Source organism: Ensifer sp. SL37, assembly GCF_026672675.1.
GTDB lineage: Bacteria > Pseudomonadota > Alphaproteobacteria > Rhizobiales > Rhizobiaceae > Ensifer > Ensifer adhaerens.
The window spans coordinates 3751773-3776904 of record NZ_JAPPRN010000006.1 but is presented as its reverse complement, the minus strand read 5'-3'; the positions used below and the strand labels follow the sequence as shown (position 1 = coordinate 3776904).

Genomic DNA, 25132 nt, shown 5'->3' with positions numbered 1-25132 from the left:
TCAAGAGAATGCCTGACCGTCAGAAATCGAAATCCGCGGCAGAAATGCCGCGGATTTTTTATTTTAGAAATACAAGATAGACTTCAGCCTATCGAGATTTTGCATTGATTCGATCAGTTGAATCTGCTGCGCGGGTCATCAAGCGCGCGTGGCGTTTGAGCGGAACTTCAACGGAGTTTTTCGCTGTTCTACCGCAAAAAGCGATAATGTTGTTCAGGCGACACAGGTTTTCGATGGTTTGGAAACCCATTCTAATTCAGTGGATTTTATCCATGATTTTGGAAAAATGGTTCCGATCTGGCGCCATTGTGGCTAAATCATGAGAATCTTACGTAAATTCTGTGACCGATCGAGCCTGCTAACTGCTAGATCTCGCATTTGCGATTTCACGGGATCGTGAGAATACTTCGGCCCACACGACATGAGGTGGAATGTCGCAGTTTTGCAGTGCAGGGGGAGGAGCTGGATGGCTCACATGAATTTAAGGCGGGGTGTTCTGTCGGTAGCAGCGGGTTTGCTGTTTGCCTCCGCCGCGCACGCGGGCGGTCTTGAGCGCGGCGGTTACAACATCGATCTGCTGTTCGACCCGTCGGATTATGCGGGGGAAGCGTCGGCGACCTACGTCAATCCGCAGCGCGAATTGAAGAACGTCCGTGATACCGATACCGGGAACACCAACATCCTTACCGGGACTTTTGGTGGCGGCAATCTCAACAACAGACCGAATACTGCTGACGACACCGAGAGCTACTGGGTTCCGCGCGTCGGCGTTAAGGCGGCCTTTGGTGACAGCGTCGACTGTATGGCTGACTACTCCCAGCCCTGGGGTGCCCACACCAATCCGGGGCAGAACTGGGCCGGTGCCAACAGCAATATCGAAACGAAGGTAGAGAGCGACAACTACGCCGCGACCTGCTCCTACAAATGGGACATGGGGCCAGGCCAGTTCCGTGTGATCGGCGGCGTCTTCTATCAGGAAGTCAACGGCTTCAAGGAACGGCTGGTTCAGGATTATACAGGCACGCCGCTCGCTGGTGCCTTTACCGGCATTGGCAGGCTCGAGCTTGGAGGGCATGGCTGGGGCTGGCGCGCAGGTGCTGCCTACGAAATCCCCGAGTATGCCTTGCGAGCGAGCCTCGTCTACAACAGTGCTGTCGATCTGGATAACCTCTCGGGCTTCATCGACCTTCGCCAGTTGGGCTTCGTTGTACCGGGTGTGGGCCTTGTGACCGGTACGAAATACGACGTAAACGGTGCGGCTTCGATGCCGGACTCGCTGGAACTCAAGCTGCAGAGCGGCTTTGCACCCGGTTGGGCGGCATTTGGCTCGGTGAAGTGGACGGACTGGAGCCAGCTTCAGGTTCTGAAGTTCTGCCCCGCCACGGTCTCCCGTACTACGCCATGCACGAGCCTTGATCTTCTCTACCGTGACGGCTGGACGATCACCGGCGGTGTCGGCCACAAGTTCAATGATCAGTGGAGCGGCGCCGTCAGCCTGACCTGGGACCGCGGCACCAGCCACGGTTATGGAACGCAGACCGACACCTGGACGCTGGGAACCGGTGTTTCCTACACGCCGACCGAGAACCTTGAGTTCCGTCTTGCTGGTGCTGTCGGCATCATGACCGGCGGCAGTTCCGGTGCGGTGAAGTATGGGGACGACGTCATTGGTGACGACGTTTCCTACGATTTCGACGACGACTTTGTCGGTGCCATTTCGACATCGATCAAAGTGAAGTTCTGATCCTTCGTCATCTGATCCTGCAAGGCCCGGTTTTACCGGGCCTTTCTTATGTGTGGAGCCTCTTAACCACGCGTCCGCACTGTCCCGCAATGTGACGATTCAGCAACACTTTTAATGCTAGAGTTTGCTAGGATCAGACTCGTTCCGGCTATGTCCATTTCCCGCCACAAACAGGGAGCAGCGATATAGGGACAAGCCTGCAATGTGAGTGCGATACCTGCAGCGTTTGGGGTGAAATGAAACTTGGATCGATGACCGTCATGAGAAATGTGGCCTCCGGCACGCCAGTGCAAGTGGTCCATCAAAATGACTGCTTCGGGGACTATGTCGAAGTTTCATTGTGGAAAGGTTGCGTCGACTTTGTCGGCGGAGTTGGTGCAGTTCCCGGCGGCGGGTCGTCCGGGCTTGTGTGTTTGCAGCGGTGATGGGTTCGGCGTGGCCGGCTGGAACGGAAGAATTAGACTGTGATGCTTGCGGGTGAACTAAAGTCACTAAAGGTTGCGATACTCGGCGTGTCGCTGGCGGTCTGTGGGACCTTCGCCATGCCGGCCTACGCTTTTGATCCCGGTGCGGGCGTCACCAAGGAATCAGGTCCGTTCGCGCTCTTCAAGTTCGGGTTTTCCGCCTACAAGAATGGCCGCAAGGACGAGGCCGTAGAAGCCTACAAATACGCGGCCGAGAAGGGCCACACCGGATCCCGCTGGGCCCTCGCCAACATGTACGCCTATGGCGACGGCGTCGCCGAGAACGACCTCGAAGCCTTCAAGATCTATAGCGAAATCGCCCAGGAGGGCGTGGAGCCGGGGTCGGAAGACACCGGTTACTTCGTCAACGCGTTGATCTCCCTTGCCGGCTACTATCGCCGCGGCATTCCCGACAGCCCGATCAAGTCCGACATGTCCCAGGCGCGCCAGCTTTATTTCCAGGCGGCATCGACCTTCGGCGTCGCCGAGGCGCAGTTCCAGCTCGCGCGCATGCTCTTGTCGGGCGAGGGCGGTAGCGTGAACGTTCAGCAGGCCAAGAAATGGCTCAATCGTGCGCGCAAGAGCGGTCACGCCGGCGCCATGGGCGTCTTTGGCAATGTGATTTTCCAGGAGGGCCAGACCGTTCGTGGTCTCGCGTTCATGACTGCGGCACTCGACCAGTGTTCGCCGAAGGATCGGCCCTGGATGCAGTCGATGCAGGAGCAGGCCTTCTCGCTTGCCAGCGAGGACGATCGACGCACGGCAATCGCACTGTCGCAGAACCTGCACATGCAGGGCGACGACGACTGATTGTCATCGTCGAGCGTTCCCCGAACCGCCGCCGGCCCAGGGACCATTCTCCACACGCTAAGATCTGGAAAAACGCGCCTTAAGCGGGCGCGAACGCAAACGTCCCGATGACGGGCACGTGGTCCGAAGGCTTCTCCCAGGCGCGGACATGCTTGTCGATGGATGTCGACACCAGCCGATCGGTCGCCTCCGGCGACAGCATCAGATGATCGATGCGGATGCCGAAATTTTTCGGCCAGCAGCCGGCCTGATAATCCCAGAACGTATAGAGCGGCACAGCGTCCGACGTCGCGCGCACAGCGTCGGTGAAACCGAGGTTGCGCAGCCGGCGAAATGCCGCGCGCGTTTCCGGCAGGAAGAGGGCATCGTTCTGCCAGACCTTGATATCCCAGCAGTCGTGTTCCTCGGGGATGACGTTGTAGTCGCCGGCAAGGATGAAGGGTTCCTCGAGCAACAGGCGCTGCTTCGCATAGGCCTCAAGCCGGCGCATCCAGGCGAGTTTGTAGGGATATTTCTCGCTGTCGACGGGATTTCCGTTCGGAAGGTAGAGCGAGCAGACGCGGATCACGCCGCCTTCGACCGAGAAGACACCTTCGATGAAACGTGACTGTTCGTCCGTATCGTCACCAGGCAGGCCGCGATTGACCTCGTCCGGCCGCAGCTTGGAAAGCAGCGCGACGCCATTGAAGCCCTTCTGGCCGTGTGTTTCGACATGATAGCCAAGCGCCTCGATCTCGAGGCGCGGAAAGCCGTCGTCGACCGATTTGATCTCCTGCAGGCAGACGATATCCGGTCCGCTTTCCTTCAGCCAGGCCAGCAGGCTGTCGATTCGCGCCTTGACGCCATTGATGTTCCAGGTGGCAATCTTCATGGCTCGAAACGCCCTTCCATGTCGGTTAAGTCCTTGGCGGGGTCATTTCTAGCCGCTCCGGATTCTTTTGACAAATCCGTTACCTGCGGGTTTTCAACAGCGCGCCCGAGCAGCACCGACGCTTCCCATCAGGGGGCAGCGGTCGATACGGTATACGCTGCAGGCGTCGAATTGATTCCGCCCGTTGGCGGGCTATAGTCCCGCCCATGATCGATCTCGTGCAGAATTATTGGCCGCATATCCTGGCGCTTTTGTCCTTCGCGCTGGGCATTCCTGCCGCCATTCATGCCGCGATGACGAAGGACGACGTGCGCGCCGCGGCGGGCTGGGTCGGTGTCGTCCTGCTTTCGCCGATCGTCGGCGCGCTGATCTATGCCGTTGCCGGAATCAACCGTATCCGGCGCTCCTCGATCGGCTCGCAACGCGCTCTGTTGCGCGGGCAGGGGCCGGATCAGTTCGGCCGCTTCGACGTTTCGGATGCCGACATATCGGTGCAGTTCGGAGAACGATTTGCGGCGATGAAGATCCTCGGCGACCGCGTTTCACGCCATCGTATGTGCACGGGCAACCGTATTTCGGTGCTCGCCGGCGGCGATGCCGTCTATGCCGCGATGCTGGAAGCGATCGCCGGCGCCCGGCGCTCGATCCTGCTCGAAAGCTATATCTTCGATCGCGACGTCATCGGCCTGCGCTTTGCAGACGCCCTGATCGCGGCGGTGGCGCGGGGTGTCGAGGTGCGGGTGCTGATTGACGCCGTAGGCGCGCGCTACTCGGTGCCGAGCATTGTCGGTCATCTTGAGGCGGCGGGCGTTCCGACGGCGGTTTTCAACGGCAACATCATCATGGGGCTACGGCTGCCCTATGCCAACCTGCGCACGCACCGCAAGATCCTCGTGGTCGACGGTCAGGTTGCCTTTGCCGGCGGCATGAACATCCGGGTGGGCTTCACCAGCGAGATCGCCGGTCAGGCGCCGGCACAGGATACGCATTTCCGCATGGCCGGACCGGTGGTCGCCGATATCTTCCAGGTCTCGTCCGAAGATTGGCAATTCTCAAGTGGCGAGGTTCTGGCGGGCCCCGCATGGGCGATCGAAGAGGCACCGCTGCCGGCGGATGGGCCGTCGGTACTGATGCGCGCCGTGCCATCCGGACCTGACGCCACCAATGAGACCAATCACAAGATGCTCATGGGGGCGTTTTCGGTCGCGCAGAAGAATATCCGCGTGATGTCACCCTATTTCCTGCCGGACCGCGAACTGATCAGCGCGCTCGTCACCGCCGCGCGCCGCGGCGTCGAGGTGGATATCATCGTTCCCGCAGTCAACAATCTGCTGCTGGTCGACAGGGCGATGACTGCGCAGTTCGATCAGGTGCTGAAGGGCCATTGTCGTGTCTGGCGGGCGAAGGGCGCCTTCAACCACTCCAAGCTTTTGACCGTGGACGAGCGTTGGGCCTATGTCGGGTCTACCAATCTCGACCCACGCTCCCTGCGCCTCAACTTCGAATTCGACTTGGAGGTTCTCGACCGTGGTTTCGCCGAGGCGATCAATGGCACGATCTCCGACATTCTCGCCTCAGCCGAGCCCGTTACGCTCGAAAGGCTGCGCAAAAAGTCTTTCGCGGATCGATTGGCGAACCGCATTCTCTGGCTCGGATCGCCCTATCTCTGACGCAAACGGCTCCGTTCGTTGTTGAAACGGAGCCGGCTAAGAGAGACGTGGGGCGCTGGCGTCAGATGGAAAAACTCGTTCCGCATCCGCAGCTTGCAACCGCGTTCGGATTCTTGATCTGAAACGACTGGCCGAGCAGGTTGTCGACGAAGTCGATTTCCGAGCCGCCCATATAGACGAGCGACAGGCTGTCGATCAGGACCTTGGCTTCGTTCTTTTCCAGCACCAGGTCGTCGTCATTGCTGCTGTCGACCAGGTCGAACTTGTAGGAAAAGCCCGAGCAGCCGCCGCCCTCGACGGACACTCGCATGGCGTTGTTGTGGCTGTCTGAACGCAGGATCGTGGCGATCCGCTTCGCTGCAGCGTCCGAGAGGGTCACGGTTTCATGCGTCATATCTGCCTCCTGCCGGGGTCAAGAACCGGAGAGAATTGCCCTGTGTTAAAGCATGCGATCTGGTCGGTTTCGGGGCCTCTTTCAAGACCCGCGGCCAAGCCGTTGCTTCCGCTTGCGGAATCGGTCGATCTTGCATCACGCGTTTCCGTAGCTTTCACTATAGGTATGAAGGCTTGAATGTCCCGTCAATGGGACGACGAATTAGGTGGAAGATGACATTCGACAAAAATGCGCTCGGCTTCGGTTATGGTGAACATGCGCCGTTCGCGTCGAATCCCTGGATGACGCGCGGCAGGCTCTTTCCCGAAGCGACGAGCGCGACGCGCTCCGATTTTCAGCGCGACCGCGACCGCATCGTGCACACCACTGCGTTTCGCCGCCTGAAGCACAAGACGCAGGTCTTCATTGCCGCTGACGGCGATCACTACCGCACCCGCCTGACGCACACGATCGAGGTGGCGCAGATCGCCCGGGCTCTGGCGCGCGCGCTCAAGCTCGACGAAGATCTGGCCGAAGGCGTCGCTCTCGTGCATGATTTCGGCCACACGCCCTTTGGCCATACGGGCGAGGATGCCCTTCACGAGATGCTGAAGCCCTATGGCGGCTTCGATCACAATGCCCAGTCGCTGCGCATCGTCACCAAGCTCGAGCGGCGCTACGCCGAGTTCGACGGGTTGAACCTGACCTGGGAGAGCCTGGAAGGCCTGGTCAAGCACAACGGGCCGTTGCTGACCGCGGACGGTGAGGGCACGCGAGGGCCTGTGCCGCAGCCGATCCTCGACTATTGCGCGCTGCATGATCTGGAACTGGCGAGTTTTGCGAGCCTCGAAGCGCAGGTCGCGGCCATTGCTGACGATATCGCCTACAACACCCATGATATCGATGACGGTCTGCGGGCTGGCTATCTCACCTTCGAAATGCTCGAAGACGTGCCGTTTCTCGCGCGCCTGATGCGCGAGGTCCATGACCGTTATCCCGGTCTTGAAAGCAGCCGCTTCACGCATGAGATCATGCGGCGTCAGATTACCGCGATGGTCGAGGACGTCATCGGCGTCGCGCAGCAACGGATCGGCGAGATAAGGCCGCAACGTGCTGCCGATGTGCGCCAAGCCGGCACCGTGATGGCGACCTTCTCTGAGGAGATGGGCGAGACGGACAAGCAGATCAAGCGCTTGCTGATGACCCGGATCTACCGGCACCCGGAAGTCATGCGCGTGCGCGAAAATGCAGCCTCGATCGTCTGCGATCTCTATCATGCCTTCATGGACGACCCGCAGCTGATGCGTGAGCACTATTGGATCGACCAGATTGCCGGCATGGCGGAGCCGGCGCGGGCGCGGCACGTCGGCGACTACCTCGCCGGCATGACCGACACTTTTGCGATCTGCGTGCACAAGCGCTTGTTTGACCATACGCCCGATTTGCGCTAGGGACGCCCCGCCCGGAGGCTTGCGGTTCGGCCGAACCGAGCCTCCTTTTTGAGTTTTGCGCCGGTCACTTGTGGTCGGGAAAAGCGGACGGATCAGATGAATCTCTTCACGGACTTCGAATCAAGAATTAAGGACATTCTCGAAACGCTTGAAAGCGTTCGAGAAAAGCGATCCGAGCTTGACTTCGGCCGTGTCAATGTCGAGCCGCCACGTGATCCCAGCCATGGTGATGTTGCGACCAATGCTGCGATGGTGCTGGCAAAGCCGCTCGGCATGAATCCTCGCGCGCTTGCCGAACTCATCGTCGAGAAGCTCAAGCAGGATCCGGAAGTCACCGACGTCTCCGTCGCCGGTCCGGGCTTCATCAACGTCCGCCTTTCTGTTTCCTACTGGCAGAAGCTGCTGTCGGGCATGGCGCGTGCGGGCGTCGACTACGGCCGTAGCGCTGTCGGTGGCGGCCGCAAGGTCAACGTCGAATACGTATCGGCCAACCCGACCGGCCCGATGCATGTCGGCCATTGCCGCGGAGCCGTTGTCGGCGACGCGCTGGCCAACCTTTTGGCCTTCTCCGGCTATGAGGTCACGAAGGAATACTACATCAACGATGCGGGGTCGCAGATCGACGTTCTCGCGCGGTCCGCATTCCTGCGTTATCGCCAGGCGCTGGGCGAAGAGATCGGCGAGATCCCGCCGGGCCTTTATCCGGGCGACTATCTCGTGCCGGTCGGCGAGGCGCTCGCCGACGAATTCGGCACGAGCCTCAGGCTGATGCCTGAAGACAAGTGGATGCCGCTCGTCAAGGACCGGACGATCGACGCGATGATGGCGATGATCCGCGAGGATCTCGCGGCGCTGAACGTCAATCACGACGTCTTCTTCTCCGAGCGCACGTTGCACGCGAACGGTGCTGCCGCCATCCGCACGGCGATCAACGACCTGACCTTCAAGGGCCACGTCTACAAGGGCACCCTGCCGCCGCCGAAGGGCCAGCTGCCGGAAGATTGGGAAGACCGCGAGCAGACGCTGTTCCGTTCGACCGAGGTCGGCGACGATATCGACCGGCCGCTGATCAAGTCGGACGGCAGCTATACCTACTTCGCCGCCGACGTTGCCTACTTCAAGGACAAGTTCGACCGCGGCTTCGACGAGATGATCTATGTGCTCGGTGCCGACCATGGCGGCTACGTCAAGCGCCTGGAAGCGCTGGCGCGCGCCGTCTCCGGCGGTTCGTCGAAGCTTACGGTTCTGTTGTGCCAGCTGGTCAAGCTCTTCCGCGACGGCGAGCCGGTGAAGATGTCGAAGCGCTCCGGCGACTTCGTCACGCTGCGCGATGTCGTCGATGAAGTCGGCCGCGATCCGGTGCGCTTCATGATGATCTACCGGAAGAACTCGGAACCGCTCGACTTCGACTTTGCTAAAGTAACAGAACAGTCGAAGGATAACCCGGTCTTCTATGTGCAGTATGCGCATGCGCGCTGCCGCTCGGTCTTCCGCCAGGCCGCGGACGCATTCCCGGATCTGAACCTCGAATCGGTCGATCTCGCCAGTGCCGTTCTGGGCCAGATCACGGATCCGACGGAGCTCCAGCTCGTCGCCAAGCTCGCAGAATATCCGCGAGTCATCGAGGCTGCGGCACTGGCTCAGGAGCCGCATCGCATCGCGTTTTACCTGTATGATCTTGCCGCCGCCTTCCACGCACATTGGAACAAAGGTAAAGAGAATCCGGAATTACGTTTTGTTAACGATAAAAATAGAGAATTAAGTACTGCCAGACTCGGGCTGGTGCATGCTGTCGCTTCGGTATTGAAATCCGGCCTGTCTATTACAGGCACCTCCGCACCGGAGGAAATGCGATAAGTATTGTCACCATTTTCCCACAATGCACTGGCACAGCGATACAGGCAATTGTGAGTGGAGAGCATGGCAGACAAACAATTCGCACGAAGCGGGCCGGCTGAATTCGATGTATTGGCAGACGATGATCCGTTGGCCGAACTCGCCCGGATCGTCGGTTACGATGCCCGGCCGGCCGTCCAACAGTTGCAGGAACTGCAACGACACCAGGAGGCGGTGCGTCAAGATCCCGCCTTCGATCTCGAAGACGAGCTGCTTCGAGCGTTCGACAGCTACGACGCGCCGCGGTCCGCACCGCAGCCGGCTCCGATCGAAGAGCCCCGGTTCGAGCCGGTAGCTGAACACGTCGTCGTTCACGAAGAGCCGGTGGCGGAGCCCGTCGCCGAGCTTGACGAGCCGGTGTTCGTCCAGCCCGAACGCGTCGAAGCGGCGCCAGCCCCCGTCGCTGACGAGGACTATGCCGAGGTTCACGCCTTCTCCGTGGCGCCGCAGGTTGCCGAAGACGGCAACGCCGAGGCCGTCGTCGACGAGCCGGCGTTTGACCTTGAGCGCGAACTCGAGTTGTCGCTTGGCGAAGCCGATCTGTTGTCGGACGACGTTGCCGAGGTTGCGGCGCACGTCGAGCCGCAGGATATCGATCCGCGTGATCAGTTCGTCGATGCATGGCAGGCGCCGGCCGTCGAAGCCGCTCCGGTCTGGGCCGAGCCGGCTCCGGTTGCGGATGCATTTTCGGCCTATGAACAGCCGCGCTTCGATGTCGCGGCCGAAGAGCGTGAAATTGAGCCTTCCTATCAGGAAGACGTGGTCGCAGCTCAGGCAGTCGTCGAGCAGGATGCTGGCCGTGACGATCTTCTGGCGGACATAGAACGGTTCCCGGTTCCGCCGGTCTCAGCGATGGTTGCCGCTGCGGTCCAGTCGCATCCGGCTCTCCATGTGGAAACACAGCCCGTCGTTGCGCCGGTGGTCACGCCAGCGGTTGCCACTGCCGCTCCGATAAAGAAGAGCCCTTATCCCTTTACGCCCACCTTCAGCCGTGCGACGCCGGTTGCGTCCGCCTCGGGCGCCAGCCAGCAGCGTGCCTTTGCCGGCCCGTTGGTATCGTCGGTCGCAGCACCGGTGGCCGCTGTTGCAGCGCCGGTTGCGGCAGTGGCTACTGCTCCCGTTCAGGTCGCGGAACCCTTGGTCGAGGTGGCCAAGCCAATTGCGCAGCCGGAGCACGAGCCGAGCTTCGACATCGAGAACTTCGAAATTGAGCTCTCCGACGAGGCGCTGAAGCTCGACTTCGCAGACGTCACCGTAGATGAGCCGGTCGTTGCTGCCGGCGTGCCGCAAGCACCGGTGCAGCCGGTCGCGCAGGCGGCCGTTCCGCAGCGCGAGCCGGAGCGGTTCGTCGAGCCTTACGTCGCTCCCGCGCCGGTCGAGCGCCAGGAAGCACAGCCCGAGAGCACGCTGCCCTTCGATCCGTCGATGATTGCCGAAGCCGAGAACGGCGTCGCCCCGATCGCGGATATGGACGTGCCGCAGCTGCCGGTTATCGAGACCGAGAAGCCGGTCGCTTATCCGGCCGACTACGATCTCGACATCGACGCGGAAATGGCCCAGCTCTTCGGAGCGCCGGCTCCGGTCAAGGAGAGCCGTCCGGCTGCAGTTGAAAAGATGGAGCCGGCCCGTCCGGCACCGGCCGCTGCCACTGCTCCGGCCTTTGGTCAGGGCTCGCTTGACGACTTCGACGAGTTTGAAAAGGCGATGGAAGAAGACTTCCGCCGCTCGATCGTCGAGCGTCCGGCGGTTGCGCGCGATGCCGAACGGGTTTCAGCGGCGCAGACCCAGCAGGATGCCGGCGAATACCGCGAATATGGCACCGGCCGTCGCTCGCAGCGCACGATGTTGCTCGCGGCAAGCGTTGCCGGCGTCATCATCCTTGGTGGCGCTGCCGTCTACGCCTGGATGGGCGGTAGCGGCGCGGTCAGCTCGGCCGAAGGTCCGAAGATCATTCTGGCCGACAAGGCCCCGGTCAAGGTCGTGCCCGAGGAAAAGGGCGGCAAGACCGTGCCGAACCAGGATAAGGCGGTCTATGACCGCGTTGCCGGTGCTCAGGCTGGTGCCCCGCAGCAGGAAGCCCTGGTCTCTTCGACCGAGGAGCCGATGGATGTCGTCCAGAGGACGCTGACGCCGGAGACCCTGCCGCTCGAAGGCAGCAACGAGGCCGAAACCCTGCAGACGGCATTGCCAAACGAAGAGGACGGCGATCGCCTGCTGCCGGATGGCGCCAACGGCGAGACCGCTGCCCAGGAAGAAGACAAGACGCCGGCCGTCGCACCGAGGAAGGTGCGCACGATGATCGTCAAGCCGGATGGAACGCTGGTCGCTCGTGAGGAGCCGGTTGCGGCACCGGCGACCGATGTCGCTGGCACGACCCAGCCGCTACCCGCAACGCCTTCGAACGAAGTCGCTGCTGCAGGCCAGGCTGGCGCCAACACCGACCAGGTTGCGCTTGCCGCAACGGGTAACGCCAACATCGAACAGGTTCCGGTGCGCAGCGTCACGACGACGGCTTCTGCCGGTGGCGACAAGGCGCCGACGCCGCAGACCCGTCCGGCCGCACAGCCTGCCGAAATCGCCCGTCCGGCGGAAGAGCAGGCCGCTCTCCCGGCTGAGACCCAGCCCGCGCAGCAGGTTGCCACGGCATCGGTTCCGGCCGGTGGCTACTTCATCCAGGTCGCATCTCTGCCGTCGGAAGCCGAGGCGCAGAAGTCCTACAACAGCCTTTCGAGCAAGTTCGGAAGCGTCATCGGCGGCCGCGGCGTCGACATCCGCAAGGCGGAGATCGCCGGCAAGGGCACCTACTACCGCGTCCGCATCCCGGCCGGTTCGAAGGACGAGGCCAATGCCCTTTGCTCCAAGTACAAGGGCGCCGGCGGAAGCTGCCTGGTTACCAAGTAAACGGGCATAATGATCGAGTTGACGAAGGGCGCGGCCGAGGAGGCCGCGCCCTTCGCGTTTTCGGGCTTCCGATGCCCATGACCTTGTGCATGAGTGGGGGTGCGCTGTGTTTGTGGCTTCGCGCCGGGCAGCCCGCGCTCTATGCTTTTGGGATGAGCGAATCAAAAGCATTTATCTCCGGCTGCAAGGGCCTTTCCCTCACGAGCGACGAGCGCGATTTCTTTGCAGGAGAACGCCCCTGGGGCTTCATTCTGTTCGGTCGCAACATTGGCGAGGAGCAGCAGATCTCGGATCTGGTGGCAGCCCTTCGCGACAGCATCGGCAATCCCAATGCGCCCGTGCTCATCGACCAGGAAGGCGGACGCGTTCAGCGCATCCGCCCACCGCTCGTTCAGCAGTATCCGAATGGCGCGGCGATCGGCGAAATCTACCGCCGCGACGCGAAGCTCGGTCTGCGCGCCGCCTGGCTGATGGGACGCCTGCATGCCTTTGACCTGATGCGCTTCGGCATCACCGTCGATTGCCTGCCTGTGCTCGACGTGCCCGTGCCCGGCAGCCACGACGTCATCGGCAATCGCGCCTATGGGCACGATCCCGAGACCGTCACGGCAATCGGCCGTGCGATGGGCGAGGGACTGAAGGCCGGCGGCATGCTGCCTGTAATGAAGCATATGCCGGGCCACGGACGCACCTTCGTCGACTCGCACCACAACCTGCCTGTCGTCAGCGCCACATTCGACGAGCTTGCTGCGAGCGACTTCCTGCCCTTCGTTGCGATGAAGGACGAGGTGATGGCGATGTCGGCGCACATGGTGTTCACCACGATCGATCCGGACAATCCGGCGACCACCTCTGCGAAGGTCGTGCGCGAGATCATTCGCGGCCATATCGGTTTCGACGGCCTGCTGATGTCGGATGACGTGTCGATGAACGCGCTTGCCGGCGACATGACGACCCGCGCGCGCAACATCATTGCCGCGGGACTTGATCTGGTCTTGCATTGTCATGGCATAATGGAGGAAATGAAGGCCGTCGCGGATGTCGTCCCGGTTCTGGCCGGCGAAAGCTTGCGCCGGGCGCGGGCCGCCGAAGCCGCGTTCCGGGCGCCTGACGATGCGAGCGAAGTCGATCTGCGGGCGGAGTTCAATGCCCTGTTTGCAACCGTCTGAGGCAAACTGAGGCTGACGGCAAACAGAGACTGAAGGAAAGGATCGGGCTGCCAGTGAGCAATGCGGGCGAAAGACAAGGCAAGCCTGCGTCGAAGGCGCCGATGGAGCCCTTGTGGCAGGACGAGACTGCCGAGCGCGGACTGCATGAGGAAGCGCTGGTGGTCGACATCGCCGGCTTCGAAGGTCCGCTCGACCTGCTGCTGCATCTCGCCCGAAGCCAACGCGTCGACCTTTCGCGCATTTCCGTCCTGGCGCTCGCCGAACAGTACATCGCCTTTATCGAACGCGCGCGCAGCATCCGCATCGAGCTTGCGGCCGATTACCTCGTCATGGCGGCGTGGCTCGCCTATCTGAAGTCGCGGCTGCTGATCCCGCAGCAGGCGAAGGATGACGGTCCTACCGGCGAGGAGATGGCCTCGGCGCTGGCCTTCCGGCTCAAGCGGCTGGAAGCGATGCGCGAGGCGGCGACGCGGCTCATCAACCGAAACCGGCTCGGCCGGGACGTTTTCGTCCGAGGCGCACCGGAGCATATCGTCACCGAGAGGAAATCCGGTTTCGACGCTTCGCTCTACGATCTGCTGAGCGCTTATGCGGGCCTGCGCCAACGACAGGCGATCACCCAGGTGACAATCGAGAAGCGCCACGTCTGGTCGCTGTCCGATGCGCGGCTGATCCTGGCCCGCATGATCGGTGGTCTCGACGACTGGACTGCGCTCGATCATTTTCTCGTGCGCTACATGACGACGCCGAAGGAGAGAGCGACGGCAATCGCCAGCTCCTTTGCCGCGTCGCTCGAAATGGTTCGTGAGGGCCGCCTGGAGATCCGCCAAGAGGAGGCCTTCGCGCCGATCTATCTCCGGCGCGGACCAAATCCGATCGATGCGGAGACTCTCGCCGAGATGGAGGCAGCCCGTGGCTGAAGCCCAGAAGTACCTGCCTGGCGTTCCCGACGAGGAGGACGAGATCGAAACGGCATCCCTCGACCCCCGGCTGGAGCAGGAAGCCGAGCGGATCGCCGAAGCCCTGGTGTTCGCTTCGGCGCAGCCGGTGTCCGAGGCCTATATCGAGAGCCGGTTGCCGCGTGGCGCCGATGTCCGCACGATCATGCTGCGGCTTAAAGCCGTTTACGCGACGCGCGGCGTCAACCTCGTTCAGGTGGCCGACCATTGGGCCTTCCGCACGGCCGCCGATCTCTCTTTCGTCGTTCAGACCGACGAACAGGAGGTCCGCAAGCTTTCAAGGGCAGCCCTCGAGGTTCTGTCGATTATCGCCTACCATCAGCCGGTTACGCGCGCCGAGATCGAGGATATCCGCGGCGTGCAGACCTCGAAGGGTACGCTCGACGTGTTGATGGAGGCGGGCTGGGTCCGGTTCCGCGGGCGCCGGCGCACACCGGGGCGTCCGGTGACCTTCGGTACGACGCGCGACTTCCTCGATCACTTCGGGCTTGAGGAACTGCGCGACCTGCCGGGCATCGAGGAATTGAAGGGCGCCGGGCTGCTCTCCGGCCGCGTGCCTTCGAACCTCAACATCCCCGTTCCGACCGGCGACGACGAACTGGCCGAGAACGAGGATCCGATCACCCAGCTCGACCTGGAGGAACTGGGGCTCTTGACACCGAAGGGCGAAGAAGCCGATTAGAAAAACCTGATTATAGATATCGGCTTTCCATGGCGTCGGGGCCCGCTGACCCTGCGCCATTGGTGTCAAGGAATGCAAGAGCATGGTTTCAGATCCGCAGGACGCTCCCGTCATGACCACGCGACGGACAGCGGGCGTCTCCTTCGCGGCGAGCCTGACCTTCGAAGATATTCACCACAGCTATCACGCCAAGGAAACGATCAAGGGCGTCAGCCTGGCGGCAAAGGCCGGCGAGGTCCTTTGCCTGCTCGGGCCTTCGGGATCCGGTAAGACGACCCTGCTGCGTATCGCCGCGGGTATCGAGAGGCAGAGCGCTGGGCGTCTGATGCTCAATGGCCAGGAAATCTCCGGCCCCTCTGTCTTCCTGCCGCCGGAAAAGCGTGGCGTCGGGCTGATGTTTCAGGACTTTGCGCTTTTCCCGCACATGACGATCCGCGACAACGTCCGTTTCGGTCTGACGGCGATCCCCAAGAAGGAAGGTCTGATCCAGGCGGATGCGGCGCTCGAGCGTGTCGGCCTGTCGCACTATGCCGATCTGTATCCGCACGTGCTTTCCGGCGGCGAGCAGCAGCGCGTAGCGCTTGCCCGCGCGCTCGCGCCGCGCCCGGCGGTGCTGCTCATGGACGAACCATTTTCCGGCCTCGACTCGCGCCTGAAGGATTCGATCCGTGCCGATACGCTGGCGATCCTCAGGGAAACGCGGGCAACGGCTATCGTCGTCACGCATGACGCCGAAGAGGCGATGCGCATGGCGGATCGCATCGCGCTCCTGAAGGACGGGCGCCTCGTTCAGGTCGGAACGGCCGACGAACTCTACCGCGAGCCGAGGGACCTTTTTGCCGCCGGCTTCTTCTCGGAGATCAACGTCTTCGATGCGCAGGTTCGTGGCGGCCGCGTCGAAACGCCGGTCGGAAGCGTTGCAGCCGGCCCCCATCCGGAAGGCAAGCGCCTCTCGGTGGCCGTCAGGTTGTCTGGAGTGCGCGTCGGCGAAGAGGATGGCGACATTCCCGCCCGCATTCTCTCCCGTCGCTTCATCGGCGTGGTCGAGCTTCTGGAGCTCGCCGTGCCGCGTTGTGAGGAGGTGGTTCGGGCGCGCATCAGGGCGGACCGATTGCCGCATGGATTGCGTGATGTAATGCTTTCAGTTAACGAGCGGGATATATTACTGTTTGAAAAAAGCAGTTCGGCATCTTAGGTTCTGTCACAACGAGACGCGTGCTTGAGGCACGCCTGAAAATTGACATGTGATAGAGCCTAAATCGGGGAAGGCTCAGAGGAGTAAGAGCATGGGTTCGTTAAGCATTTGGCACTGGCTGATCGTTCTGGTCGTGGTGCTGCTCTTGTTCGGTCGCGGTAAGATCCCCGAACTGATGGGTGACGTTGCTAAGGGCATCAAGAGTTTCAAGAAGGGCATGTCCGACGATGAGGCGGCTGCTACCGACAAGACGCTCGACAGCAAGACCGTTGACCACAAGTCTGACGAAGTTCGCTAACAGTCTGGTGTCGGTGAAGCCTGTCCGGTGTCCATACCGGGCTGGCGGCATCAAGGGTTTGCAGGACATATCGCATGCTTGATATCGGCTGGACCGAGCTCGTCGTCATCGCAATCGTTCTGATCGTGGTTGTCGGGCCGAAAGACCTTCCGCCAATGTTGCGGGCTTTCGGCCGCATGACCTCGAAGATGCGCGGCATGGCATCGGAATTCCGTCAGCAGTTCGATGAAGCGCTGCGCGAAGCGGACCTTGACGAGGTTCGAAAGACCATCAGCGACGCGCAAAGTCTCAATCCGGCCAATGCGTTGCGCGATGCAATCAATCCGCTGCGCCAGATGGGCAACGATATCAAGGCGGACCTGCAGAAGGCGGCGACACCCGACCAGCCTGCGACACCGAACACCGTCGATACGGTTTCTGCCGTCGAACCGGCCGTTGCGCCGGCCGCGGTCGAAGCCAAGCCCGCAGATGCGGTTGCCGCTGCGGCAATCGGTTCGGCCAATCGCCAGATCGAGCGCGCAGAGGTCGCATCCGTACCGGCAGAAAAGTCGAAGCGTGCGACCAGGACGAAGGCCGATGCGACGCCGGCTGTAAAGAAGGCCGCGCCCAAGTCGACAACGGCAGCGCCCAAGACGGCAACAGCTGCATCCAAGTCGGCCACGGCAAAGTCTGCTGCCAAGGCGCCCGCGAAGCCGGTCGCTGAAAAGAAAAAAGTGACGCCGACAGTGGCAGAGCCTGCTGCCAAGACGTCAAAGCCGCGCACCAGCGCGCGCAAGAAAGGTGAAGCATGAGCGGCGATATCGAGGACCGGCCGCAGCCGCTGATCGAGCATCTGATCGAATTGCGCAAGCGCCTGATGTGGGCCATCGGCGCGTTCTTCGCTGCGTTCCTCGTCTGCTTCTACTTCGCCAAGGGCCTGTTCAACCTTCTGGTGCTGCCGTTCAAATGGGCCGTGAGCTGGGCGGGCCTCAACCATCGCAATGTCGAGCTCATCTATACGGCGCCGCAGGAGTTCTTCTTCACCCAGATTAAGGTGGCGATGTTTGGTGCGCTGGTCATCGCCTTTCCTGTAATCGCTGCACAGATCTACAAGTTCGTTGCACCGGGGCTCTATAAGAACGAGCGCGCGGCGTTTCTGCCGTTCCTGGTCGCGTCACCGCTCCTGTTTCTGCTTGGCGGCGCGCTTGTCTATTTCTTCTTCACCCCGATGGTGATGTGGTTCTTCCTGGCCATGGAGCAGGGCGGTGGCGAAGGGCAGGTGGCCATTCAGCTCCTGCCGAAGGTCTCGGAGTATCTCAGCCTGATCATGTCGCTGGTCTTCGCCTTCGGCCTTGTCTTCCAGCTCCCGGTCATCACCACGCTTCTTGCCCGCGTCGGCTTCGTGAGCTCGCAGGGTCTTGCCGAGAAGCGCAAATACGCGATCGTGATCGCCTTCGTTGTCGCGGCCGTGCTCACGCCGCCGGACCCGATTTCCCAGATCGGCCTTGCGCTGCCAGCCATCCTTCTCTACGAAATTTCGATCTATACGGCGCGACTCGTCGAAAGGCAGCGGGCAGCGGACGCGCTCAAGAGCGAGGCTGCCGAGTCGCAGGAAGGATCTTCCGGAGAGGTCGGCCCCGCCAAGGGCTGAGCATTCGAGATTTCGCGCCGTGATCTGACCAACGCGTGGAACGAAAATGCTTGATATCAAATGGATCCGTGAGAATGCCGAGATGCTGGACGCCGCCCTGGCGAAGCGGGGCGCGGAGCCTTTGTCGGCATCTCTGATCGCGCTCGACGAACGCCGCCGTACGAACCTTCAGGCGTTGCAGGACATGCAGTCGCGCCGCAATGCGGCCTCGAAGGATATCGGCGCGGCCATGGCGCAGAAGAATGCCGAGCTCGCCGATAAGCTGAAGGCCGAGGTTGCCGACCTGAAGAACGCCATGCCGGCGCTCGAAGAGGACAGCCGCAAAATCGAGGCCGAGCTCAACGACGCTCTGTCGCGCATTCCGAACATCCCGCTGGACGATGTACCCGTCGGTGTCGACGAGACCGGCAACGTCGTCAAGAGCGTGGTTGGCAAGAAGCCCACCTGGAACCACCAGCCGCGCGAGCACTTCGAAATCGGCGAAGCGCTCGGGCTGATGGATTTCGAGGGTGCGGCCCGCATTTCCGGTTCGCGCTTCACAATCCTGAAGGGCCAATTGGCGCGGCTCGAGCGCGCGCTCGGCCAGTTCATGCTCGACCTGCACACCCAGGAACATGGCTACACCGAAGTGCAACCGCCGCTTCTGGTGCGCGACGATGCGATGTATGGCACGGGCCAGTTGCCGAAGTTCGCCGAAGACCTCTTCCGTACCACGGATGGCCGTTGGCTGATCCCGACGGCGGAAGTGCCGCTCACCAACATCGTCCGGGATCAGATCCTGGAAGGCGAAAAGCTGCCGCTGCGTTTCACCGCGCTCACGCCGTCCTTCCGCTCGGAAGCTGGTTCTGCCGGTCGCGATACCCGCGGCATGCTGCGCCAGCATCAGTTCAACAAGGTGGAACTGGTCTCGATCACCGATGCCGAAACGTCCGTTGCCGAACACGAGCGCATGACCGCCTGCGCCGAGGAGGTGCTGAAGCGCCTCGGCCTGCATTACCGCGTCATGACCCTTTGCACCGGCGACATGGGCTTTGGCGCCCGCAAGACCTACGACCTCGAGGTCTGGCTGCCGGGACAGGATACGTTCCGCGAGATTTCGTCTTGCTCGGTCTGCGGCGATTTCCAGGCGCGCCGCATGAACGCCCGCTACCGCACCAAGGAAGACAAGGGAACCCGCTTCGTTCACACGCTGAACGGTTCGGGCGTTGCCGTCGGCCGCGCGCTCATCGCCGTCATCGAGAACTATCTGAATGACGATGGTTCGATATCGGTGCCGGACGTGCTGGTCCCCTACATGGGCGGCCAGACGCGCGTCGAAAAGGTAGTCTGAGCGAACGTCGAGGGGAGTGCGGCATCATGCGGATCCTGCTGACAAACGATGACGGCATTCACGCCGAGGGCCTGTCGGTACTTGAACGCGTCGCCCGGACGATTTCGGACGATGTCTGGGTCGTCGCGCCCGAAGCGGACCAGAGCGGCCTTGCCCATTCGCTGACCCTGTCGGAGCCATTGCGGCTGCGACAGATCGCGGAAAAGCGCTTCGCACTTCGCGGCACGCCGACCGATTGCGTTATCATGGCCGTCCGCAAGGTGCTCGATCGCAAGCCCGATCTCGTGCTGTCCGGCGTCAACATCGGCGCCAACATGGCCGACGACGTGACCTATTCCGGTACCGTCGCCGGCGCCATCGAAGGAACGTTGCAGGGCATCCGCTCGATCGCGCTGAGCCAGGCCTACAATCACGCCGTCAGAAAGACCGTTCCGTGGGATGTCGTCGAAACGCACGCGCCGGCCTTGGTCCGCAAGCTGATGAAGGTGGATCTGCCTGACGGCACGCTGCTCAACGTCAACTTCCCCAATTGCTCGGCGGACGCTATTGCCGGTACGGAGGTGACGTCGCAAGGCAAGCTCGACTTCGGCCTGTCGATCGACGAGCGAACCGATGGCCGCGGCTTTCCCTATTTCTGGCTGCGTTTCGGCGAACGCTTCGGCGATTTCCGCGCCGGAACCGACATTCACGCCCTGCGTGAAAACATGATCTCGGTCACGCCGCTCAAACTCGACCTTACCGACTACAGTGTCCACGATCGCCTGGCGCGGGCGCTCAACGAGGGAGCCGTTGCTTGAGTGCGCGGGTGACCGAACAGGAAGGCTTTGCCAAGATGGTGCTGCGTCTGCGCGCCGAAGGCATCACCAACCATGATCTGTTGAAGGCGGTTGAGCAGACGCCGCGAAGCCATTTCGCGCCGCCGCAGTACCAGGCCGAAGCCCATTCGCAGCGGACAATCCCCCTCGATTGCGGTTCGTTCATGGAGGGATACGACTTTGCGGTCCGTCTGCTGCACAGTCTCAATCTGAAATCCGGCCAGCGTGTTCTCGAAGTCGGCACCGGCAGCGGCTTCACCGCCGCGGTCATGGGACGCGTTGCCGAGCGGGTGCTGACGATCGACCGCTATCAGACGCTCGTCGGCATGGCCCAGAAGAACCTCGAAAAAACAGGTGTTCGCAATGTCATCGTCCGGCATGCCGACGGCAGTGCCGGCGTGCCGGGTGAGGGCACCTTCGACCGGATCCTGATCACCGCCGCCTTCAACAGTCTGCCGCGCATGTTTTCAGATCACCTCGTTTCGGGCGGCACCCTGCTGGTTCCGATCATGATGAGCGAGACCCATTGCCGGGTCGTGCGCGTCAGCCGCACGGGCAGCCGCTTCGATCGCGAGGATCTGTTCGACGCGCCTTACCTTCCGATCGTGCAGCAGCTGGCGTCGTTTCTCTAAATATTGAATTCCCGTCCGTGCGGGTGAGCAGCGCCGGTCGCGCCGGCGTTGATTATTAACGACCCCTTAACTTCCTCCAGCTTCGCGCAAGCTTCGCGCCATACGCCTGCCGTGCACGGACAGGGTTCCGCCTGCGAGTCGTCGCTTGCCTTGCGACGTCGGCGGACACCGGTCGCGAGGTACGGAGACGGCACATGCAGATCGCGAACAGGTTGACGGCGGCAGCATCCGGCGACGGGCTGAACAATCTTGCCGGGCGCAATGCCGGCCAGACGAATTCCGCAGGCAAGGATGAGCAGGCGGCACAGGCGCTTGCCGCGACCTTCTTTGATCCGACGCCACGCATCTCGCTTTCGGCCGATGCTCTGCTTTATCTAGGCCAGACGAAGAAGGGATCCGACGGCCAGCCGGCACTCACCCGCGAGGAATGGAACAACCGCCTGTCGCCGCAACTGGCCTCGCGCGAATACCAGGCCTTCGGCAAGTTTCTCGATTCCGGCGATCACCAGGCCTATTACAAGAACTTCATCGACTACTACGACGGCCTTCGTCCGGAGGACCAGAACAGTTTGCGCTATTTCGGGACACGCGAGGCGGCGGTGGCCGGTCTGCGGTCGCTCGAATATGAAGAAGCAAGTGGTGCGGACGGAGACGCGGCGTTCCAGACTTTGGTGAGCGTCCTGCTCGACGAAGACAAGACGGCGCAGTCCGAAACCCTGGCGCAGCCGGCCGGTCGCCAGATTTTTGCCTGGGACCTGACGAGCATCAGCTACGAAGAAGACCAGACGGAGCGGCGATCCGTGTCCGAGATCGAGCGCCTCTATTCCGAACTGATCTAGCGCTAGGCTCCACGTGCCCGGGCGGCAGCTGTGACGCTGCCTCTAGCATGCCCTTGACGGGCGACGGTCGACCTATGGTTAGCATTTGGTCAAATTAGTCCTTTGGTGGGGTCTGCCTTAACCACGCGGTAACTCTAATACGCTTTAATCAATCCACATCGAGTTGCGTTCGGAGTGGGTAAGCGTCATGCGTAAGTTTGTATCTCCCGGGGTTGGAAAGTCCACGATCCGCCTTTGCGTGGCGGTCCTGCTGGCAGGCGTCGCAACAGGCTGCAGTTCGGATGCAAGCCGGTTTGACGGCCTGTTCTCCCGGTCCGACAACATCACCACAAATTCCATCCCCCGAGACGCAACGCCGGTCCCGCGCGGCGATGTGTCCGTCGGTCAGATGGCGGCAGCGCCGGTTGATAACCGTGGTTCAGCCCTCGGTCAGCCCTATCCCGCGGCAGCCGGGCAGGGTGCCTACGATCCGGTAAACACGGCCTCCACGCCCGTATCCAACGCCCGCGTCGCCTCGACCCCGATCTCCGTTCAGCGCACCACTCTGGCTGACCCGAGCGCTACTGGAAACCAGCGCGCCGAAGCCCAGCCGTTCCCGGCAGCACGCCAGCAGGCCGCACTCGCCACGCAGCAGACGCTTCCCGCAACGGTCAAGGAAACCGCAAGCAAGAGCGGCTGGACGACGCAGAACGCTCCGACGATCATGGTTCGACCGGGTGACAATGTCGCCGTTCTCTCCAAGCGTTTTGGTGTCCCGGAAAAGGAAATCCTGAAGGCCAACGGTCTGCAGTCCGCAGCGCAGGTCGAGACCGGTCAGCGTCTCGTCATCCCGACCTTCGGCGTCGCAGGCAGCGCTGCCAAGGCTGCAGCCACGAACTCGATCGCCGATCTCGATGGCAACAGCCGCCAGCCGTCGCCGCTGCCGGTCAACCAGCGCGACGTTGCGATCCTGCCGGGTTCGGCCCAGTCCCGCGAAAAGGGTGAAGGCAAGTCTGACGTCGTTGCAGGCAAGCCGGCAACGAACGGCGAGGGCGCCGGTGGTGGATCCTACATCGTCAAGCCGGGCGACTCGCTCAACCGTATCGCCAAGACGACGGGCGTATCCGTTGCCGCCCTCAAGCAGGCAAACGGCCTGACGGCCGAATCGATCCGCGTCGGCCAGACGCTGCAGTTGCCGGGCGCAAATGGTGCCGCTCCGGATCAGCTCAAGACGGCCTCGGTTCCCAAGAAGGCCGAGCAGCCGCAGGTTGCCTCGCTCGACAAGAACAAGCCGGCTGAATACCAGGCGCCGGTAGCTAAGCAGAGCGTCAGCGAAGTCGCCAGCAAGACGACGGATATCGACGACGATTCTCCGAAGTCGACCGGCATCAGCAAGTACCGCTGGCCTGTGCGCGGCGCAGTCGTCGCCGGCTACGGCGCCAATGTCGACGGCAACCGCAACGACGGTATCAACATCTCGGTGCCCGAGGGCACGCCGATCAAGGCGGCTGAAAACGGTGTCGTTATTTATTCGGGCAGCAGCCTGAAGGAACTCGGCAACGCAGTCCTGGTGCGCCACGACGACGGCACGGTCACGGTTTATGGTAACGCTTCCGAACTCAAGGTTCAGCGCGGCCAGAAGGTTCAGCGCGGCCAGACGCTCGCTGCTTCGGGCATGACCGGGCGGGCAAGCCAGCCGCAGGTTCACTTCGAGGTGCGCAAGAATGCCACCGCGGTAAACCCGGCGACCTTCCTCGAATAGTCTCGATCGGTCGCAAAGCCGATCCGGATCCGATGTTTGCACCGCTTGCCCTCTCGGGCAGGCGGTGCTTTCTATTTCAGGATGTCGGTAAGGCGTGCGGTTCGCGACGCGCCCGGTTACCCGTCGAGCCTGTGGCGCAGGCGGCCGGCGAGATCCTGGATGAACTGCCAGGCGACGCGGCCGGACCTTGCGCCACGGGTCGTTGCCCATTCCAGCGCTTCGGCGTGCAAGGTGTCGCGATCGAGCTTGAAGCCATAGTGCGCGGCATAGCCGTCGATCATCGCCAGATAGTCGTCCTGGCTGCACTTGTGGAAGCCGAGCCACAGGCCGAAACGGTCGGACAGCGAAACCTTCTCCTCGACCGCTTCCGACGGGTTGATCGCGGTCGACTGCTCGTTCTCCATCATATGCCGCGGCAGCAGGTGGCGCCGGTTCGAGGTGGCGTAAAGGAGCACGTTGGAAGGACGTCCCTCGACGCCGCCGTCGAGTACGGCCTTCAGCGACTTGTAGGACGTATCGTCGTGATCGAAGGACAGGTCATCGCAGAAGACGATAACCGGGACCGGTGCCGACTTCAGAATGTCCATCAGCGCCGGAAGCGTGGCAATATCTTCGCGATGTACCTCGACCAGCTTGACCGCAACGCCGGTGTCGCGCGCAACCTGCGCATGAACCGATTTTACCAGCGATGATTTGCCCATGCCGCGTGCGCCCCAGAGAAGCACGTTATTGGCCGTGTAGCCCTCGGCAAAACGCAGCGTGTTGTCGAGCAGAATGTCACGGACATGGTCGACCCCGGTGATCAGGGACAGTTCGATGCGGTTCGGCTTGGCGACCGGCTGCAGATGGTGTGTCGCCGGGGCCCAGACGAAGCACTCGGCAGCGGTCCAGTCGTTGGCTGCAGCGGCGGGTCCGGCCATGCGCTCGATCGCCGCGGAAAGCTTCTGCATTTCCCTGATGAGAACGTCGATCTTGGCTTCCGGCATATGTCTCTCTCCACTCGCTGAATCAGGTGTTTGGCCGTGCCGTCATGATTCGAGGCGGCGTGGCCCTGGTGTTTACCGTAACCGCGTCGCGGCCAGGTCCCACCAGAAACCCGGTAGCACGCAGGTTTACGCTGGAAAAGGTCACCGAGGCCCGCGCGAGGGGTTCTCCTCTTGTGTAAATTGTGTCAGAGGCACAGGAACGGGTACGGGTGCCCGCGGCTTTGCAGAGCGGCGGGGCGTCCCTATATTCCGGCCGATTTGGCGCGGAGGAACCGCCGATATTTGAACTCAAGGAGTGATCGATGTTCATTACCGAAGCTTTTGCGCAGACTGCCGGCGCCCCTTCCGCCGGCGGCGCGGACATTCTCATGTCCATCCTGCCGTTCCTGCTGATTTTCGTCGTTATGTATTTCCTGATCATCCGTCCGCAGCGCGCTCAGATGAAGCGCCGCGAGGAGCTCCTGAAGAACATCCGTCGCGGTGACCAGGTCGTGACCGGTGGCGGCATCGTCGGCAAGGTCACCAAGGTCGTTGACGACAGCGAACTCGAAGTCGAAATCGCCGATGGCGTGAAGATCCGCGTCGTCCGCAGCGGCGTGTCGGAAGTTCGCGTCAAGGGCGAGCCTGTCAAGGAATAAGGCAGGAACAGCCACCACCAGCCGAGCAACTGGAGCGT

General features: G+C 62.0%; 22 protein-coding genes. 19 read left to right on the top strand and 3 right to left on the bottom strand.

The window, feature by feature from the left end:
• Window positions 1-466 precede the first annotated feature (466 nt).
• Together OVA00_RS30580 and exoR are read left to right on the top strand one after the other, a co-directional pair.
• A complete protein-coding gene (locus tag OVA00_RS30580) occupies window positions 467-1744 on the top strand; it encodes an OmpP1/FadL family transporter (protein WP_268090238.1) in 1278 nt (425 codons plus the stop codon).
• Window positions 1745-2211: 467 nt separating this feature from the next.
• Window positions 2212-3018, top strand: coding sequence for an exopolysaccharide production regulator ExoR (exoR, locus tag OVA00_RS30575; protein ID WP_034796672.1), 807 nt, complete (start codon window positions 2212-2214; stop codon window positions 3016-3018).
• A gap of 79 nt (window positions 3019-3097) precedes the next feature.
• Here exoR and xth read toward each other — a convergent pair whose 3' ends face one another.
• Entirely contained in the window at window positions 3098-3889 is a 792-nt protein-coding gene (xth, locus tag OVA00_RS30570) for an exodeoxyribonuclease III (protein WP_060516974.1), read from the bottom strand.
• A 206-nt stretch (window positions 3890-4095) separates the two neighbouring features.
• Here xth and OVA00_RS30565 point away from each other — a divergent pair, with 206 nt between their 5' ends.
• Window positions 4096-5559: a phospholipase D-like domain-containing protein gene (locus OVA00_RS30565; protein ID WP_034796670.1), complete on the top strand. Its 1464-nt coding sequence runs from the start codon at window positions 4096-4098 to the stop codon at window positions 5557-5559.
• A 61-nt stretch (window positions 5560-5620) separates the two neighbouring features.
• On the opposite strand, the gene erpA is transcribed toward OVA00_RS30565, so the two are convergent.
• On the bottom strand, window positions 5621-5953 hold the full coding sequence (gene erpA / locus OVA00_RS30560; protein WP_034796669.1) for an iron-sulfur cluster insertion protein ErpA: 333 nt from the start codon (window positions 5951-5953) through the stop codon (window positions 5621-5623).
• A 212-nt stretch (window positions 5954-6165) separates the two neighbouring features.
• Between erpA and OVA00_RS30555 the strand changes: the two genes are divergently transcribed.
• The 15 genes from OVA00_RS30555 to OVA00_RS30485 all read left to right on the top strand — a co-directional run bounded on the left by OVA00_RS30555 (window position 6166) and on the right by OVA00_RS30485 (window position 23470).
• Window positions 6166-7383 (top strand): deoxyguanosinetriphosphate triphosphohydrolase, encoded by a 1218-nt coding sequence (locus tag OVA00_RS30555; RefSeq protein ID WP_268090237.1) that lies wholly within the window; start codon window positions 6166-6168, stop codon window positions 7381-7383.
• A gap of 96 nt (window positions 7384-7479) precedes the next feature.
• Window positions 7480-9240 carry an arginine--tRNA ligase gene (gene argS / locus OVA00_RS30550; protein ID WP_034796661.1) on the top strand — a complete coding sequence of 587 codons (1761 nt, stop codon included), beginning with the start codon at window positions 7480-7482 and terminating at the stop codon, window positions 9238-9240.
• A gap of 63 nt (window positions 9241-9303) precedes the next feature.
• Window positions 9304-12180 carry an SPOR domain-containing protein gene (locus tag OVA00_RS30545; protein ID WP_268090236.1) on the top strand — a complete coding sequence of 959 codons (2877 nt, stop codon included), beginning with the start codon at window positions 9304-9306 and terminating at the stop codon, window positions 12178-12180.
• Window positions 12181-12332: 152 nt separating this feature from the next.
• Complete coding sequence (nagZ, locus tag OVA00_RS30540; protein ID WP_192439063.1) at window positions 12333-13349, top strand: beta-N-acetylhexosaminidase; 1017 nt, start codon at window positions 12333-12335, stop codon at window positions 13347-13349.
• A 53-nt stretch (window positions 13350-13402) separates the two neighbouring features.
• On the top strand, window positions 13403-14269 hold the full coding sequence (locus tag OVA00_RS30535) for a segregation and condensation protein A (RefSeq protein WP_371813562.1): 867 nt from the start codon (window positions 13403-13405) through the stop codon (window positions 14267-14269).
• A complete protein-coding gene (gene scpB / locus OVA00_RS30530) occupies window positions 14262-14990 on the top strand; it encodes an SMC-Scp complex subunit ScpB (RefSeq protein WP_060516985.1) in 729 nt (242 codons plus the stop codon). The genes OVA00_RS30535 and scpB overlap by 8 nt, the downstream gene beginning before the upstream one ends.
• Window positions 14991-15072: 82 nt before the next feature.
• The gene (locus OVA00_RS30525; RefSeq protein ID WP_034796644.1) at window positions 15073-16185 is read left to right on the top strand and encodes an ABC transporter ATP-binding protein; all 1113 of its coding nucleotides are present in this window, start codon (window positions 15073-15075) and stop codon (window positions 16183-16185) included.
• A 91-nt stretch (window positions 16186-16276) separates the two neighbouring features.
• Entirely contained in the window at window positions 16277-16483 is a 207-nt protein-coding gene (locus OVA00_RS30520; protein ID WP_034796642.1) for a twin-arginine translocase TatA/TatE family subunit, read from the top strand.
• Window positions 16484-16557: 74 nt separating this feature from the next.
• A complete protein-coding gene (gene tatB, locus OVA00_RS30515; protein WP_268090235.1) occupies window positions 16558-17274 on the top strand; it encodes a Sec-independent protein translocase protein TatB in 717 nt (238 codons plus the stop codon).
• Window positions 17271-18113: a twin-arginine translocase subunit TatC gene (gene tatC / locus OVA00_RS30510; RefSeq protein WP_060516991.1), complete on the top strand. Its 843-nt coding sequence runs from the start codon at window positions 17271-17273 to the stop codon at window positions 18111-18113. The genes tatB and tatC overlap by 4 nt, the downstream gene beginning before the upstream one ends.
• A 46-nt stretch (window positions 18114-18159) precedes the next feature.
• On the top strand, window positions 18160-19443 hold the full coding sequence (serS, locus tag OVA00_RS30505; protein ID WP_268090234.1) for a serine--tRNA ligase: 1284 nt from the start codon (window positions 18160-18162) through the stop codon (window positions 19441-19443).
• Window positions 19444-19469: 26 nt separating this feature from the next.
• Window positions 19470-20240: a 5'/3'-nucleotidase SurE gene (gene surE, locus OVA00_RS30500; RefSeq protein ID WP_268090233.1), complete on the top strand. Its 771-nt coding sequence runs from the start codon at window positions 19470-19472 to the stop codon at window positions 20238-20240.
• A complete protein-coding gene (locus OVA00_RS30495; RefSeq protein ID WP_034796623.1) occupies window positions 20237-20890 on the top strand; it encodes a protein-L-isoaspartate(D-aspartate) O-methyltransferase in 654 nt (217 codons plus the stop codon). The genes surE and OVA00_RS30495 overlap by 4 nt, the downstream gene beginning before the upstream one ends.
• 194 nt (window positions 20891-21084) lie before the next feature.
• A complete protein-coding gene (locus tag OVA00_RS30490; RefSeq protein WP_034796617.1) occupies window positions 21085-21729 on the top strand; it encodes a hypothetical protein in 645 nt (214 codons plus the stop codon).
• 187 nt (window positions 21730-21916) lie between these two features.
• Window positions 21917-23470, top strand: coding sequence for a peptidoglycan DD-metalloendopeptidase family protein (locus tag OVA00_RS30485; protein ID WP_268090232.1), 1554 nt, complete (start codon window positions 21917-21919; stop codon window positions 23468-23470).
• Between the two features lie 116 nt (window positions 23471-23586).
• On the opposite strand, the gene OVA00_RS30480 is transcribed toward OVA00_RS30485, so the two are convergent.
• Window positions 23587-24456, bottom strand: coding sequence for an ATP-binding protein (locus OVA00_RS30480; protein WP_034796613.1), 870 nt, complete (start codon window positions 24454-24456; stop codon window positions 23587-23589).
• A gap of 302 nt (window positions 24457-24758) precedes the next feature.
• Between OVA00_RS30480 and yajC the strand changes: the two genes are divergently transcribed.
• Window positions 24759-25094 (top strand): preprotein translocase subunit YajC, encoded by a 336-nt coding sequence (gene yajC / locus OVA00_RS30475; protein WP_034796611.1) that lies wholly within the window; start codon window positions 24759-24761, stop codon window positions 25092-25094.
• Window positions 25095-25132: the final 38 nt, after the last annotated feature.